The organism is Massilia rhizosphaerae, assembly GCF_016093545.1.
Taxonomy (GTDB): domain Bacteria; phylum Pseudomonadota; class Gammaproteobacteria; order Burkholderiales; family Burkholderiaceae_D; genus Telluria; species Telluria rhizosphaerae.
On the sequence record NZ_JADKYX010000024.1, the window covers coordinates 1 to 16,126 of the forward strand.

Below are 16,126 nucleotides of genomic sequence, written 5' to 3' on the forward strand. Positions count from 1 at the left end.
TCTCATCTGGCAAACGCCAGCCATCGTCTTGCTTCAGCATGCCCATGATAGTTCTCCTGATCATGGACTTAGACTCAAAAATGCGTCAGATGTCCCTCCGGATGAGCTCTACTGGGATACGCTCTAAGCTGGGCATGCACCCGGCTTGTATAATGTGGCAAGACTAAACGGCTTGCTACTATGACCAACACCACCCATTTCGGCTACAAGACTGTCTCGGAAGACGAGAAAGTCCACGAGGTAGCCAAGGTATTCCACTCGGTCGCGTCCAAATACGACGTGATGAACGACCTGATGTCCGCCGGCCTGCACCGCGTGTGGAAGGCGTTCACCATCGCCCAGGCCGGCATCCGTCCCGGCTTCAAGGTGCTCGACATCGCGGGCGGCACGGGCGACTTGTCGAAGGCGTTCGCCAAGCAGGCGGGGCCGAGCGGTGAGGTCTGGCTCACGGACATCAACGAGTCGATGCTGCGCGTGGGCCGCGATCGTCTATTGAACAAGGGTCTCGTCACCCCCACCTTGCTGTGTGACGCGGAAAAACTGCCGTTCCCGGACAATTATTTCGACCGCGTCAGCGTGGCTTTTGGCCTGCGCAACATGACGCACAAGGATCAGGCCCTGGCGGAAATGCGCCGCGTGCTCAAGCCGGGCGGCAAGTTGCTCGTGCTGGAGTTCTCGAAAGTGGCGGCGCCGCTGCAAAAGCCGTACGACGTGTATTCGTTCTCGGTGCTGCCGTGGCTGGGCCAGCGCATCGCGAACGATGCCGAGAGCTACCGCTATCTGGCGGAATCGATCCGCATGCACCCGGACCAGGAAACGCTGAAATCGATGATGGAAACGGCGGGCCTGGAACGCGTGCAGTACTACAACCTGACGGCCGGTGTGGCCGCACTGCACACCGGCATCAAACTCTGAGGTGAGCAGATGAAAAAGTTCTTGGCCAGCATGATGATCGCGCTGATGACGCTGTCCTGCGTCGCCGACGCGCGTCCGCTGGGCGGCAGCCGCTCGTTCGGGCGCCAGTCGCAGTCGGTGAGCCGGATGCGCACGCCGGCTCCCGCGCCCGCGCCTTACCAGCAGCCGTCGTATCAGCGTCCGGCCCCGGCGCCGGCCGTGCCGGCCCCGCTGCCAGTGCGGCGGCCGAGCATGTGGAAAGGCGTGCTGGGCGGCGCGCTGCTGGGCCTCGGCCTGGGCGCGTTGTTCTCGCACTTCGGCATCGGCGGCGCCATGGCCGGCGCGCTGTCGTCGCTGCTGATGATCCTGCTGCTCGTGTTCGCCGTGATGTTCATCGTGCGCATGTTCCGCCGCAAGGACACGCCCGCCAACCCGACCTTTACCGGCTTTAATCCGAACCCCGTGCCGGCCTCGGCCACGCCGGAAATCGGTTCCGGCCTGAACAGTGCGTATCAAGGCAACCAGGGCGGTTTCCAGTCGGGCTTTTCGAACACGCCGTCCCTCGATAAACCGGCGTCGACACACCAGCCATGGGGCGTGCCGGCCGGGTTCGACACGGACGCTTTCCTGCGTCACGCCAAGGCCTCGTTCATCCGCATGCAGGCCGCCTGGGACCGCGGCGACCTGGCCGACCTGCGCGAGTTCACGTCGCCCGAGGTGTATGCGGAACTGTCGCTGCAGATCCAGGAACGGGGCGGCCAGCCGGATTACACGGAAGTGGTCAATATCGATTCCCAACTGCTGGGCATCGAGACGACCGAGCGCGACTACCTCGCCAGCGTGCAGTTCAACGGCATGATCCGCAACGCGCCCGGCGCGCAGCCGGAACCGTTCGTCGAGGTGTGGAACCTGGCCAAGCCGCTGTCCGGCAATGGCGGTTGGGTGCTGGCGGGCATCCAGCAGATCACTTAAGAATTTCCCAGTTTAAAGCTTGTGCTCCGGGTTTTATGCTCCGGTGAACTGGTAAGATCGAAACCGCCCGACCAACGGGCACCTCGAAAAAGCGTCGCGAGCGGCAGCAATGCTGTGGGAGAAGCGCAGCTGTACGAGAGTACAGCGAGCATCGCAGCACAGCAGGGCAACGCGCAGCAGGTTTTTCGACGTGTCCAACGCCGGGCGGTTTTATTTTGTCATTACGAATGGTCATGTCTTCGACTTCTACTTTCCTGTCGCCGCAACGCGGCCTGACGGCCCCGGCCGTGGCGACGATCAATCACCTGCTGGCGCAGGAAGCGTGGGCGCGCGACGCCTTGATGCGCCATGCCGGCAAGACGGCCTGCATCGATACGGGACACCTCGCCCTGCGCATGCGCGTGGCGCGCGACGGCATGCTCGAGACGGCGGGGCCGGATGACGGGGCCAGCGTCACCATCCACGTCAAGCTCGCCGACCTGCCGCTGATCGTGCAGAACCGCGATCGCGCGTTTTCCTACGTCCGCATCGAGGGCGATGCCGAGTTCGCCAACACGATCTCGCAACTGTCCAAAGGCTTGCGCTGGGACGCCGAGCACGACCTCGAGCGCGTGTTCGGACCGATCGGCGCCGTGCGGCTGGCCGGTGGGGCGCGCTCGGCCGTGACGGGCGCCGCGACTGCCGGACGCCGGCTGGCGGAAAACGTCGCCGAATTCCTGCTGGAAGAACGCCGCGTGCTCGTGCGGCCGGCGGCCGTGGACGCGTTCGCGGACGACGTCGGCCGCCTGCGCGACGACGTCGAGCGCACGGCCAAGCGCATCGCCAAACTCGAGCAGAAGCTGGCGCAGTCCGCACCGGCCCTCCCTGACACGCCTTCGGACCACTGATGATCCTGAAATTCCTGCGCCTGCTGAAGATATTCACCGTCATCGTCAAATATGGCCTGGACGAGATCGCGATTTCCGGCCTGCACGTCCCGCGCACCGCCCGCGTGATCAATACCGTCTTCTTCTGGCGCCGGATCAGTTCTCCCCGCGCGATCCGCCTGCGCCTGGCGCTGGAAGAGCTGGGGCCCATCTTCGTGAAATTCGGCCAGGTGCTGTCGACCCGTCCCGACCTGATGCCGCCCGATATCGTGGCCGAGCTGTCGCTGCTGCAGGACCGCGTGCCGCCGTTCGACTCCGACCTGGCCGTCGCCCAGATCACGCGTTCGCTGGGCGCCGCGCCTGACATGCTGTTCGCGTCGTTCGAGCGCACGCCCATCGCGTCCGCGTCGATCGCGCAAGTGCACTTCGCCACCCTGAAAAACGGCAAGGAGGTCGCGGTGAAAGTGCTGCGGCCGGGCATGAAGTCGACGATCGATGAGGATATTGCCCTGATGCAGATGGCCGCCGGCCTCATCGAAAAAGTCTGGCCGGACAGCCGCCGCCTCAAGCCGCGCGAAGTCGTGGCCGAGTTCGACAAATACCTGCACGACGAGCTCGACCTGATGCGCGAGGCGGCCAATGCCAGCCAGCTGCGCCGCAACTTCGCGAATTCCGATTTGCTGCTCGTGCCGGAAATGTATTGGGATTACTGCTCCAGCAGCGTGATCGTGATGGAGCGCATGAACGGCATCCCGATCTCGCAGACGGACCGCCTCGTCGCGGCCGGCGTCGACCTCAAGAAATTGTCCAGCGACGGCGTCGAGATCTTTTTCACGCAGGTCTTCCGCGACGGCTTTTTTCACGCGGACATGCACCCCGGGAACATCCTCGTGTCCGTCGATCCGGCCACGTTCGGGCGCTACATCGCGCTGGACTTCGGCATCGTCGGCACCCTGAACGATTTCGACAAGGATTATTTGTCGCAGAACTTCCTCGCCTTCTTCCGGCGCGACTACAAGCGCGTGGCCGAGGCGCACATCGAATCCGGCTGGGCGCCGCGCGAGACCCGCGTCGACGAACTGGAAGCGGCCGTGCGCGCCACGTGCGAGCCGATCTTCGACCGGCCCTTGAAAGACATTTCGTTCGGCCAGGTGCTGCTGCGCCTGTTCCAGACGTCGCGCCGTTTCAATGTCGAAGTGCAGCCGCAGCTCGTGCTGTTGCAAAAGACCATGCTGAACATCGAAGGCCTGGGCCGCCAGCTCGATCCCGATCTCGATTTGTGGAAGACGGCGAAACCGTATCTGGAACGGTGGATGGCCGAGCAGGTGGGCTGGCGCGGCCTGGCCGAGCGCCTGAAGGCCGAGGCGCCGCGCTTCGCCCAGATCTTTCCGCAGTTGCCGCGCCTGATGCACCAGGTCTTGCACAAGCGCGCGTACAGCGACCTCGATATGGGCGACTTGATGGCGAAGATGGTGCACGAGCAGCGCCGCGCCACGCGCCTGCTGATCTTCCTCGCCTGCGCGACGGGCGTGCTGGCCGTGCTCGTCGGCGGAATGTTCGTCTCCGGGCATCTGCACTGGACCCCGTGATGGCCGCGCCGCCGGCCTTTTCCAGCCGCGATCCGCTGTCGCCCCGATTCTGGGACGAGCGCTTCGAGCGCGCGTTCACGCCGTGGGAGCGGGGCGAGGTGCCGCTGGCCTTGCGCCGGTTCGTGGCTGCGGGGCAGCTCGCAGCCGTCGCAGGACAGCCCCCGGCTGTCCTGCTCCCCGGCTGCGGCTCGGCGCGTGAGCTGGCCTTGATGTGCGAGGCCGGCTGGGACGCCACCGCCATCGATTTTTCCCGGGAAGCCGTCGCGCGCGCCCGTGCGCTGGCCGGGCCGTGGGCGGACCGCATCGTGCAGGCGGATTTCTTTGCGTATGCACCGCCGCGGCCCCTGGACCTCGTGGTTGAGCAGGCATTTTTTTGTGCGCTGCCGCCGGCACGCCGGCCGGACGTGGCGCGGCGCTGGGCCGAATTGCTGGGGCAGGGTGGTTTGTTGGCGGGTTGTTTTTACTTCGATGACGCGGCGAAGGGCCCGCCGTTCGGCATCGCGCGCGCCGAGCTGGATGCGCTGTTGACGCCCGCGTTCGAGTGCGTGGCCGACGAGGCCGTCGAGGATTCGATACCGGTGTTCGCGGGCAAGGAACGCTGGATGATCTGGCGGCGCCGATAAAAAGAAAAGGCCCGCAAGCGGGCCCCGATTTGAAGTGCTTTTCTTCGGTATTGCGGCGGGCCGGAAGCCGGTCGCGCAAACTTCTGTTTCTTAGACCTTGTGCTGCATTGATGCTGCTGAGAATGCTATTTAAACAGCTAAGTTGATGTTCGGCAAACAGAACTCAACCGTACGCAGACGAAAAACAACACTATTTCCATGATGCAGCAAATTGGCCACCCGTCCATCGACCCCGCAAAAGCTTTATAATTCAGGGTTTTGATGATTTTTGCGGAGTATTCAGATGCCGATTTACGCCTACCGCTGCGATGAATGCGGTTTTGCCAAGGATGTGCTGCAAAAGATTGCCGATCCGGTTCTGACCGTTTGCCCGTCGTGCGGCAAGTCATCGTTCAAGAAGCAAGTCACCGCCGCCGGTTTTCAGTTGAAAGGGACCGGCTGGTACGTGACCGACTTCCGCGGTGGCTCGGCACCCGCGACCGGCACGGCGCCGTCGACGTCGTCCGATAGTAGCGCAGGCAGCGCGGAAGCGTCGCCCGCGCCGGCACCGGCCGCCGCGCCGGCGAAGGACGGCAGCAGTACCTGACAGCGGCGCCGGCCCCGCGCGGCCGGCGCATAATGAGCACCCGACACTTTCACCGGACGAGATCCGTCACGACAATCGATGCGTAAATATTTCATCACCGGCGCGCTGGTGCTGGTTCCCCTGGCGATCACGGCCTGGGTGCTGAACTTCGTGATCAGCGCACTGGACCAGTCGCTCGTGCTCGTGCCGACCGAGTGGCAGCCGCGCACCTACATTCCCGGCCTCGGCGCCGTCATCACGCTGGCCATCGTGTTCCTGACCGGCGTGCTGACCAATAACCTGGTCGGCAAATGGTTCGTGCGCATGTGGGAACGGCTGCTGCAGCGCATCCCCGTCGTGAATTCGATCTACGGCAGCGTCAAGCAAGTGTCGGACACGCTGTTCTCGTCGTCGGGCAATGCGTTCCGCAAGGCCGTCCTGATCCCGTACCCGCACGAGAATTCGTACACGATCGCCTTCCTCACCGGCGTGCCGGGCGGCGACGTCAAGAACCACCTGGTGGGCGACTACGTGAGCGTGTACGTGCCGACCACGCCCAACCCGACCTCCGGCTTCTTCCTGATGATGGAAAAAAGCCGCGTCGTCGAGCTGGACATGACGGTCGACGCGGCCCTCAAGTACATCGTCTCGATGGGCGTCGTGGCGCCGCCGGCGCCGCTCGACGCCGCGCTCGCGCAGGCGGCCGCGGCGGCGCAATAAGACAGAACAAGGCAGCAAAGAATCCAGGGCCGGCGCTCGCAGCGGGCCCACCGAATCAACCAACCAGGATCGAAAAACTATGTCCTCCATGCGTACTCACTACTGCGGCCTCGTGACCGAAGAGCTGCTGGGCCAAACCGTCAGCCTGTGCGGCTGGGTGCATCGCCGCCGCGACCACGGCGGGGTGATCTTCATCGACCTGCGCGACCGCGAAGGCCTCGTGCAGGTCGTCTGCCACCCCGACAATGCGGACGTGTTCAAGGTCGCCGAGCACGTGCGCAACGAGTACTGCCTGCGCGTCACCGGCACCGTCGTGAACCGCCTGGAGGGCACCGCCAACGCCAACCTGAAGTCGGGCAAGATCGAGATCAACACGACGAAACTGGAAGTGCTGAATGCATCCGTGCCGGTGCCGTTCCAGCTGGACGACGACAACCTGTCCGAGACGACCCGCCTGACGCACCGCGTGCTCGACCTGCGCCGCCAGCAGATGCAGCACAACCTGCGCCTGCGCTACAAGGTCACGATGGAAGTGCGCAAATACCTGGACAACCTGGGCTTCATCGACATCGAGACCCCGATGCTGACCAAGTCCACGCCGGAAGGCGCGCGCGACTACCTGGTGCCGTCGCGCGTCAACCCGGGCAACTTCTTCGCGCTGCCGCAGTCGCCGCAGCTGTTCAAGCAGCTGCTGATGGTCGCCAACTTCGACCGCTACTACCAGATCACCAAGTGCTTCCGCGACGAAGACCTGCGCGCCGACCGCCAGCCGGAATTCACGCAGATCGACTGCGAGACGTCGTTCCTGACCGAGCAGGAAATCCGTGACCTGTTCGAAGACATGATGCGCGTGGTCTTCAAGAACGCCGCCGGCATCGACCTGCCGAACCCGTTCCCGGTGATGGACTTCGCCACCGCCATGGGTTCCTACGGTTCGGACAAGCCGGACATGCGCGTAAAGCTGCAGTTCACCGAACTGACGGAGCTGATGAAGACCGTCGAATTCAAGGTCTTCAACAACGCCGCCAACATGGCGGGCGGCCGCGTCGTCGGCCTGCGCGTGCCGCAGGGCGGTTCGATGCCGCGTTCGGAAATCGACGCGTACACGCAATTCGTCGGCATCTACGGCGCCAAGGGCCTCGCCTACATCAAGGTCAACGAGAAGGCCAAGGGCCGCGAGGGCCTGCAGTCGCCGATCGTCAAGAACATCTCGGACGACGTCCTCGCGAAAGTGCTGGAGCTGACCGGTGCCGAAGACGGCGACCTGATCTTCTTCGGCGCGGACAAGGCCAAGGTCGTGAACGACTCGATGGGCGCGCTGCGCGTGAAGATCGGCCACTCGGAATTCGGCAAGAAGGCCGGCCTGTTCGACGACGTCTGGGCGCCGCTGTGGGTCATCGACTTCCCGATGTTCGAGTACGACGACGAAGGCGACCGCTGGAACGCCACGCACCACCCGTTCACGGCGCCGAAGGACGGCCACGAAGACATGCTCGAGACGAACCCGGGCGCCTGCATCGCCAAGGCCTACGACATGGTGCTGAACGGCTGGGAACTGGGCGGCGGCTCGATCCGTATCCACCGCGAGGAAGTCCAGAGCAAGGTGTTCCGCGCGTTGAAGATCGATGCGGAAGAAGCGCAGCTGAAGTTCGGCTTCCTGCTCGACGCCCTGCAGTACGGCGCCCCGCCGCACGGCGGCCTGGCGTTCGGCCTGGACCGCCTGATCACGCTGATGACGGGCTCCGAGTCGATCCGCGACGTGATCGCGTTCCCGAAGACCCAGCGCGCGCAGGACCTGCTCACCAACGCGCCGTCGGAAGTCGACGAGAAGCAGCTGCGCGAGCTGCATATCCGTCTGCGTAACGAGCCGAAGGTCGCTTGATGGGTTTGGTGGGCACGGGGTGCCCACCCTACGAAACTCTGCAGTAGGGTGGGTGCCCCCGCGCCCACCATGTGTCGCCACCACGCCTGCCATGCCCCACAAAATCCCCGAATCCGTCCTGGTCGTCATCCACACCGCCGACCTGGACGTGCTGCTGATCGAACGCGCCGACCGTCCCGGCTTCTGGCAATCCGTCACCGGTTCCCTCGACCGCCCCGACGAACCGCTGCTGGAAACGGCCACGCGCGAACTGTTCGAGGAAACGGGCATCGTCGCCGATGGCGAGCGCATCGTCCTCAAGGACTGGCACCTGTCCAACATCTACGAGATCTACGCGACCTGGCGCCACCGCTATGCGCCCGGCGTCACCCACAACACGGAGCACGTGTTCTCCGTCTGCGTCCCGCGCGACATCCCGATCACCCTCGCGCCGCGCGAACATCTGCACTACGCCTGGCTGCCGCTGCTGGAAGCGGCCGACCGGTGCTTTTCCAGCTCGAACGCGGAAGCGATCCTGCAATTGCCGCGGCACGTACGCGCGGCGTAAACAAAACCCGGATCGCGCGTACGAAATCGTCCATTTCAACCGTGCGCGGCGCAATCTGTGCTATTTTTCTTGCTCTGTAGCAATCGAAAGCCGACCGCCTCCGCATGCGCAGTGCAAAATACCTGAAATTCGTCGCCTTCGCCGTCTTCGCCGTCATGGTGCTGGTGGCGGCGGTGCCGTTCTGGCTGAACCGGTCCGTCAACGTCCTGCTGGCGCAGGCGCGCGCCGAGCTGCTCGCGCAGCAGCGTCTCGATGCCATCCTGGCCAGCGTGCGCGATGCCGAGACGGCGCAGCGCGGCTTCGTCATCACCGGCAACGACACCTTCCTCGAACCGTATGAACGGACCCGGCGCATGTTGCCCTCGGCCCTGCACGACGCCAAGGAGAAGGCGCGCACGGATGCCGAACGGACCACCGTGTGGCGCATCTCGCGCCTGGTGGATCTCAAGCTGGCCGAGCTCGAAGAGACCATCCTGCTGCGCCGCCGTGCCGGCTTCGAGGCGACCGAGCGCGTGGTCAGCTCGCTGCGCGGCAAGCAATACATGGACGAATTGCGCCAGCTCGTCGCGGCCGAAGACGCGCGCGGCAAGGCGCGGCGCGACGCGTTGCGGGCGGACCTGCTGGCGCGCTCCGGGCGCTCGTTCACCGTGAGCGTCGCGGCCACCGCCTGCAATATCCTCGCGCTGGGCGTGCTGCTGCTGGTCGTGATGCGCATGCTGCGCGAGCGGCGCGCCATCGCCGCGCAACTGGAGACGCAGGCCGGCCAGCTCGCGGAGGCGGTCGCCCTGACGTCGCGCCGCAACCGCGAACTGAAACTGGTCGCGGAATTGCTGCGTGCCGTGGAAGCCGTGCCGGCGGTCGTCGACGCCGGCCCCGTGATCGCGCGCTTCATGCCGAAACTGCTGCCCGGCGTGGCCGGCACGCTGTTCCTGCTGCGCGACGACGACGACAACATGCTGGACCGCCAGGCGCAATGGGGCCGGCCGTCCGACCAGCCCTGGGCCATCGACATCGATGCCTGCTGGGGGCTGCGCCACGGGGCGCGCTACAAGACGGCCGGCTACGGCGACCCGGCGTGCGCCCATTACCGCGAACCGTCGGACGACGCGGCGGCGCGCCTGTGCATCCCGCTCGTCACGCACGATGAACTGGTCGGCATGGTGCATCTGGAAGGATTGACGGCGGGCTCGATGCAGGAAGAGCAGGAGCGCCTGGCGGTGACGGTCGCGGAGCAGCTCGCACTCGCGCTGGGGAATGCGCGCCTGCGCGAGTCGCTGCGCCGGCAATCGGTGCTCGATCCGCTCACCGGCCTGTTCAACCGGCGCCATTTCGACGCCGCCCTGAAGCGCGAGCTGGCGCGGGCGCGGCGCAAGAACGTGCCCGTGAGCCTGGTGCTCGTCGACATCGACCATTTCAAGGACGTCAACGACGGCTTCGGCCATGCCGTCGGCGACGCCGTGCTGCGCACGATCGCCCAGCAACTGCGTCTGGGCATCCGCGAAGGGGACATCGCCTGCCGCTACGGCGGCGAGGAGATGGTCTTGCTGCTGCCGGAATGCACGGCCGCGGATGCGGGCGCGCGCGCGGAGGCGATCCGCGTCGCCCTGGCCGCCATCACGCCGAACGCGGAAGGAGAAGGGCCGGAACGGATCACGGCGTCGTTCGGCGTGGCGGCGTATCCGGTCCACGCCCAGGATGCCGAAGCGCTGTTCTGGGCGGCCGACAAGGCGTTGTATCGCGCCAAGCAGCATGGACGGAACCGGGTGGTGACAGGAGTCTGAGTGCGGCGGCACCCGCCGGGGAAATGTGTCGTAAGTTCCACATAGAAACAAATGTTTCTTGACCGAAATAGAGGGAGTTGATACTTTCGGTTCTGAAGGATTCTTTCACCAGTGCCCACCTTCCGAGGCGCATCATGGCCGACACGCTCACCATCCCAATCGACCAGGTCCAGATCGGCCTGTATATTTACCTGGACCTGAAATGGTTCCAGCACCCGTTCGCGTTCAGCCATTTCAAGGTCAAGACCGAGGACCAGCTCCGCATCCTGCGTGGACTGGGCCTGGACTCGGTCCGCGTGGATCCCGCGCTCAGCGACATCCCGGTGCCCACGGCGGCGCCGGACCAGCCGGCGCCCGCCGCGCCGGCCACGGTGTCGCCGGAGTCGCGCGCCGAGTCGCCCGTCATGGCGGCGAAACGCGAGATGATGGCGCGCATCCGCGAGCAGCGCGAGAACGCGGCGCGCATCGAGCAGGCGTTCGTGAACACGGCGCGCGCCATCCGCGAGATCGACCGCAACCTGTTTTCCCAGCCGGCCGAGACGATCCGCGTGGCCGGCAAACTGATCGGCCAGATCACGGATTCGATCCTGTCCGCGCCCGAGCTGGCGATCAACCTGATGGGCGACAAGCTGGGCGGCGAGGAAGTCTACGTGCACTCCCTCAACGTCACGATGCTGTCGATGATGATCGCGCGCGACATCAAGCTGCCGCACGAGGTGGCCAGCGTGCTCGGCATGGGTGCGTTGATGCACGACGTCGGCACGAGGAACATCCCGGACCGGATCCTGAACAAGCTCGACGCGTACAACCACGCCGAGCAGGCGCTCGTCGAAACACATTGCCAGGGCGGTTTCGAGATCGGCCAGAAGCTGGGCCTGGCGGCGCCGGCGCTGGCCATCATCCGCGACCACCACGAGATGTTCGACGGCAGCGGCTATCCGCGCCACCTGCAAGGCGAGGCGACCAGCATCCTCGCCCGCATTGTCTCGATCGCCAACCATTACGACGAATTGTGCAATCCGCGCAACCCGGCCGAGTCGCTCACGCCGCACGAGGCGCTGTCGCTGATGTTCGCCAAGATGCGCAGCCGCTTCGACCCCAAGCTGCTGCAGGTGTTCATCCGCTGCCTGGGCGTGTACCCGCCCGGCACGATCGTCCAGCTGGCCAACAGCGTCGTCGGCATGGTCGTCAACGTCAACACCGCCAAGCCGACCCGGCCCCAGGTCATGATCTACGAGGCCAGCGTGCCGCGCGAGGAAGCGATCGTGGTCAACCTCGAGCAGCAGCCGGACCTGAACATCGTGAAGTCGATCCGCCCGTCCCAGGTGCCAAAGGACATCTACAACTACCTCAGCCCGCGCAAACGCGTCAGCTACTACTTCGACGCGAGCGATCCGGGGCGGAGGAACCAGCCATGAGCCTGCACCAACTGATGGTCGACCACAGTCCCTACATGGTGATGCTGGTCGACCCGGCCGACTTGCGCATTCTCGTCGCCAACCGCACGGTCGAACAGGTGCTCGGTTATCCGGCCGCCCAGTTGAGCGGGATGGTCATCACCGACATCGAAAGCTCGCTGCAGGACGTGTTTTATTGGGAGGACGTACGCGGCGGCCAGTACCTCGACGTCGAGGCGCAGGAGGGCGAATACCTGTGCGCCGACGCGTCGCTGCTGACGGTGATGAAATCGGTGCGCGTGATCCACGACGGCGAGCGATCGCTGCTGCTGGTGCGCGCGCGCGACTGCCGCCACGAGCGCCAGGTCGAGGCCCTGCTCGAGCAGACCCTGGCCCAGCTGCGCACGACCTTGGAATCGACGGCGGACGGCATCCTGGTGATCGACTGGCACGGCAAGATCACGAGCATGAACCGGTTGTTTTCGGCGATGTGGGACATCCCCGCCGCGCTGCTGCAGGCCGGCGACGACGACGGCATCATCGAATTCATCGCGGGCCAGGCCGAGCAGGGAGAGCTGATCCGCAGCCAGCTGCGCCAGGTGGCCGATACGACCGAGACGCAGGACCTGTTCCGGCTCAAGAGCGGCCGCTTCTTCGAATGCCGTTCGCGACCTCAGTTCCTGGGCGAGCGCGTGATCGGGCGGGTGTTCGGCTACACCGACGTCACCGAGCGCCACCGGGCCGAGGAAGCGCTGCGCGAGTCGCGCGACCAGCTCGAATCGAAGGTGCGCGAACGCACGCGCGACTTGCAGGAGGCGAATGCGACGCTGGAAAAGGAACAGGCGCGCCAGGCGGAGTTGATCAAGAAACTGGGCGAGGCCCAGAGCCAGTTGCTGCAATCGGAGAAGATGGCCTCGATCGGCGTGCTGGCGGCCGGCGTCGCGCACGAGATCAACAATCCGATCGGCTTCGTCAATTCGAACCTGGGCAGCCTGCAGCGGTATGCCCACTCCATGCTCCGGCTGCTCGACAGCTACGAGGCGCTGGAAGGCTCGCTCAGTCCGGACGACCGCGCCGCGATCGCGCGGCTGAAGAAGGAAGTCGACGCCGACTACCTGCGCGAGGACCTGGAACCGCTGCTGCGCGAATCGCTCGACGGCATCGACCGCGTGCGCCGCATCGTGCAGGACATGAAGGATTTTTCGCATGTCGACGGCGGCGACCTGCAGTACGCCGACCTCGAGGCGGGCCTGAACAGCACGCTGAACGTGGTCTGGAACGAGATCAAGTACAAGGCCGAAGTGACCAAGGAGTACGCGCAGATCCCGCAGATCGAGTGCTACCCGTCGCAGCTGAACCAGGTGTTCATGAACCTGCTGGTCAATTCCGCCCACGCGATCGAGAAGCACGGCCGCATCATCCTGCGCACGGGCCACGACGACAAACAGGTCTGGATCGAAGTCGAGGACACCGGCACCGGCATCCCCAAGGACAAGCTGGGGCGCATCTTCGAACCCTTCTTCACGACCAAACCGGTGGGTAAAGGCACCGGCCTCGGCCTGTCGCTGTCGTACGGGATCGTGCAGAAGCACGGCGGGCGCATCGACGTGCACAGCGAAGTGGGCAAAGGCACGCGGTTCCGCGTCGTCCTGCCGCGCTGCCGGCCGGCGCCCGGCGCCGACGTGGCCATCTGAACGGTCCGGAACTTCCTGAGGCTGCTCAGGTCAAAAAATCGGCGGTGGCGGACTGAAGCCCGAATCGCCGCATCCCGCGTCACAAAGCCATCGATCGTCGTGATAATTCGAGAGATTTGCTTTGATCGATCCTGCTCGATTCCTTGACGAGCGGCCGATTCTCGCTGTATGTACGAAATTTAATTTAGGAAATTTCGATTCGCACAATATATTCGTTCGTTTGACAGTGAGAAATGATTTTATTAAGGTCCACAGGTCGTTTGTAACGACTTTTCATTTTAGCAATGTCCAACAAGGGAGGAATCATGAGCGAACGCAGACACGAGCAGAAGGTCAAGGACGTTGGCGTCGATAACGATTACCTGTGCATCGAGCTATTAAGCGGTCTTCGCCTGATGGGCCCGCTACGCACCAACCCGGTTTACCGCGACCCCGTCATCCCGCCCGAAGCGCGTCCTCTGCCGACCGGCGAATTCAGGCGTGCAGCCGTTGCCCCCTGAGCTTTCCTCAACGCCTTTTCCGGCCAAAAGCCGGAGAAGGCGCCCGCGCACGATTGCGCTCCTCGCCCGCGAAAAGCATGGACTGATGGGGTTACAATGTTCCCATGAAAATCCGTGTTGCGACCTACAACATCCACAAGGGCGTCTCTTCCTTTCGTAGTACGCCGCGCGTGTTGGCGCTGAAAAAAGCCATCGGCGCGTTCGATGCGGACGTCGTGTTCCTGCAGGAAGTGCAGGGGCGGCACGACCGCTACCAGGTCCGCTACGGCGAAAAGGTGCGCAGCCCCCATCACCACTGGCCGGAAAAGGCCCAGCACGAATTCTTTGCCGGCGAAAACCTGCATGCCGCATATGGCATGAACGCCGTATACGACCACGGCCATCACGGCAATGCGCTCCTGTCCGGTTTTGCGATCTCGAATACCCGCAACCACGACATTTCCGACCACGCCTACGAACAGCGCGGCATCCTGCATTGCGTGCTGGAGACGCCGTCCTGCAACGTCCACTGCTACGTCGTCCACCTGGGCTTGTTCGAAGGCAGCCGCCGGCGTCAGACGGAGGCGCTGATCAATTGCGTGGAGGAATCCGCACCGCATGGCGAACCCGTCATCATCGCGGGCGACTTCAACGATTGGCGCAATACCCTGAGCGAATGCCTGCGCCTCAAGCTGGGCGTCGTTGAGGTATTCGATGAACTGGAGCGGCCGGCGCGGTTCGGCGCGCGAATCAGTGATATCGTCCGGAATGCGGCCGGGCGCGAAAAGCGCCTGGTGCCGGCGCGGACGTTTCCTGCCGCGCTGCCCTGGTTCCGGCTCGACCGGATCTATGTGCGCGGCTTCCAGGTCGAGCATGCCGAAGTGCTGCACGGCCCCCAATGGGCGCGCCTGTCTGACCACGCACCGATCGTGGCCAACCTGCAGCTGTCATAGCGATGCGCACCGTTACTTATGTAGCCAACAACGACGTCACCCTCCTCGAAAGCGGCAGCACTTATTTCCCGACCCTGCTGGCCGCGATCGATGCGGCCCAGCACGAGATCCTGTACGAAACCTATATCTATGCCGACGACGACACGGCGCGCGTCGTCACGGATGCGCTGATCCGCGCCGCGAAGCGCGGCGTCAAGGTGCGCGTGCTGGCCGACTGGTTCGGCACCGGCAACCGTGTCGCGTGCAGGCTGAAGGAAGTGTTCGGCCCGGTATGCGTGCACTACCGCATGTTCAATCCGTGGTTCAAGCGGGGCGCCGCGCGCAGCCATCGCAAGATCGCGGTGATGGACCGCCAGGTCGCGTTCGTCGGCGGCATCAACACGAACGACGACAACCTGCACGACTACGAGCCGCACGCCCCGTTGCCGGCGCCCCGCTGGGATTTCGCCGTATGCGTGCGCGGGCCGCTCGTGGCGGAAATCCACCGCGAGGCGCAAGCGCAGTGGACGCGCGCTGGCCACCTGCCCCTCGTGCGGCGCATCAACCTGTTCCGCGAAATGCGCAAGCAGCCGGCCGCGCTGGGCGACCACCCGATGCGCGCCGCGTTCGTCGTGCGCGACAACCTGCGCAACCGCCGCACGATCCAGCGCGCCTATCTGCAGGCGATCGGCCGCGCGCGCAAGCGCGTGCTGATGGCCACGCCGTATTTCGCGCCGGGCCGCAAATTCCGCGACGCGCTGTGCCGGGCGGCGCGGCGCGGCGTCGACGTCTGCCTGATGATCGGCGTGGGCGAATTCCGCATGCAGGACGCCGTCGCCTCGTCGTTCTACCCGCAGCTGCTGGCGGCCGGGGTCCGCATCGTCGAGTACCGCAAGACCCAGCTGCATGCCAAGGTTGCCGTCGTGGACGACAACTGGGCCACGGTCGGGTCCAGCAATTGCGACGGGTTGTCGCTGTTCGTCAACCAGGAGGCGAACGTCGTCGTGCGCGACGCGCGCTTTGCCTCGGCGCTGGCCCGCCAGATCGAGCTGGGCGTCGCCGACGGCGTGCCGATCGGCTTCGAGGATTTGCGGGCGGTGAGTTGGGTGCGCCGCTGCGGCCACGAAATGGCCTATCTTCTCTATAAAATGACCATGCGGGTCGTCGCGATCGGCTACGCATGAC

The 16,126-nt window shown here is 64.8% G+C and carries 15 protein-coding genes; all 15 read left to right on the forward strand.

The features are described from left to right. The first annotated feature begins 180 nt into the window (after positions 1-180). Positions 181-915 (forward strand): bifunctional demethylmenaquinone methyltransferase/2-methoxy-6-polyprenyl-1,4-benzoquinol methylase UbiE, encoded by a 735-nt coding sequence (gene ubiE, locus ISF28_RS26145; RefSeq protein WP_036238917.1) that lies wholly within the window; start codon positions 181-183, stop codon positions 913-915. Positions 916-924: 9 nt separating this feature from the next. Next, a complete protein-coding gene (locus tag ISF28_RS26150) occupies positions 925-1,866 on the forward strand; it encodes a Tim44 domain-containing protein (protein WP_198120114.1) in 942 nt (313 codons plus the stop codon). A 233-nt stretch (positions 1,867-2,099) separates the two neighbouring features. Continuing rightward, positions 2,100-2,753, forward strand: coding sequence for a ubiquinone biosynthesis accessory factor UbiJ (locus ISF28_RS26155; protein ID WP_198120115.1), 654 nt, complete (start codon positions 2,100-2,102; stop codon positions 2,751-2,753). Beyond that, entirely contained in the window at positions 2,753-4,321 is a 1,569-nt protein-coding gene (ubiB, locus tag ISF28_RS26160) for a ubiquinone biosynthesis regulatory protein kinase UbiB (RefSeq protein WP_198120116.1), read from the forward strand. The genes ISF28_RS26155 and ubiB overlap by 1 nt, the downstream gene beginning before the upstream one ends. Beyond that, the gene (locus tag ISF28_RS26165) at positions 4,321-4,944 is read left to right on the forward strand and encodes a methyltransferase domain-containing protein (RefSeq protein ID WP_198120117.1); all 624 of its coding nucleotides are present in this window, start codon (positions 4,321-4,323) and stop codon (positions 4,942-4,944) included. Before ubiB ends, ISF28_RS26165 begins: the two co-directional genes overlap by 1 nt. 283 nt (positions 4,945-5,227) lie before the next feature. Next, positions 5,228-5,530 carry an FmdB family zinc ribbon protein gene (locus tag ISF28_RS26170; protein WP_198120118.1) on the forward strand — a complete coding sequence of 101 codons (303 nt, stop codon included), beginning with the start codon at positions 5,228-5,230 and terminating at the stop codon, positions 5,528-5,530. A 78-nt stretch (positions 5,531-5,608) separates the two neighbouring features. Continuing rightward, positions 5,609-6,229, forward strand: a complete 621-nt coding sequence (locus ISF28_RS26175) for a DUF502 domain-containing protein (RefSeq protein ID WP_198120119.1) — start codon at positions 5,609-5,611, stop codon at positions 6,227-6,229. A gap of 88 nt (positions 6,230-6,317) precedes the next feature. After that, positions 6,318-8,111 carry an aspartate--tRNA ligase gene (gene aspS, locus ISF28_RS26180; RefSeq protein WP_198120120.1) on the forward strand — a complete coding sequence of 598 codons (1,794 nt, stop codon included), beginning with the start codon at positions 6,318-6,320 and terminating at the stop codon, positions 8,109-8,111. A gap of 91 nt (positions 8,112-8,202) precedes the next feature. Beyond that, positions 8,203-8,658: a dihydroneopterin triphosphate diphosphatase gene (gene nudB / locus ISF28_RS26185; protein WP_198120121.1), complete on the forward strand. Its 456-nt coding sequence runs from the start codon at positions 8,203-8,205 to the stop codon at positions 8,656-8,658. A gap of 104 nt (positions 8,659-8,762) precedes the next feature. Then, complete coding sequence (locus tag ISF28_RS26190) at positions 8,763-10,439, forward strand: diguanylate cyclase (protein WP_198120122.1); 1,677 nt, start codon at positions 8,763-8,765, stop codon at positions 10,437-10,439. Positions 10,440-10,573: 134 nt separating this feature from the next. After that, the gene (locus tag ISF28_RS26195) at positions 10,574-11,857 is read left to right on the forward strand and encodes an HD-GYP domain-containing protein (protein WP_198120123.1); all 1,284 of its coding nucleotides are present in this window, start codon (positions 10,574-10,576) and stop codon (positions 11,855-11,857) included. Then, on the forward strand, positions 11,854-13,530 hold the full coding sequence (locus ISF28_RS26200; RefSeq protein WP_198120124.1) for an ATP-binding protein: 1,677 nt from the start codon (positions 11,854-11,856) through the stop codon (positions 13,528-13,530). The genes ISF28_RS26195 and ISF28_RS26200 overlap by 4 nt, the downstream gene beginning before the upstream one ends. 305 nt (positions 13,531-13,835) lie before the next feature. Further along, on the forward strand, positions 13,836-14,030 hold the full coding sequence (locus ISF28_RS26205) for a hypothetical protein (protein WP_198120125.1): 195 nt from the start codon (positions 13,836-13,838) through the stop codon (positions 14,028-14,030). Positions 14,031-14,134: 104 nt separating this feature from the next. Continuing rightward, positions 14,135-14,962, forward strand: coding sequence for an endonuclease/exonuclease/phosphatase family protein (locus tag ISF28_RS26210; RefSeq protein WP_198120126.1), 828 nt, complete (start codon positions 14,135-14,137; stop codon positions 14,960-14,962). A gap of 2 nt (positions 14,963-14,964) precedes the next feature. Beyond that, complete coding sequence (clsB, locus tag ISF28_RS26215; RefSeq protein WP_198120127.1) at positions 14,965-16,125, forward strand: cardiolipin synthase ClsB; 1,161 nt, start codon at positions 14,965-14,967, stop codon at positions 16,123-16,125. The last annotated feature ends 1 nt before the right edge of the window (position 16,126 follow it).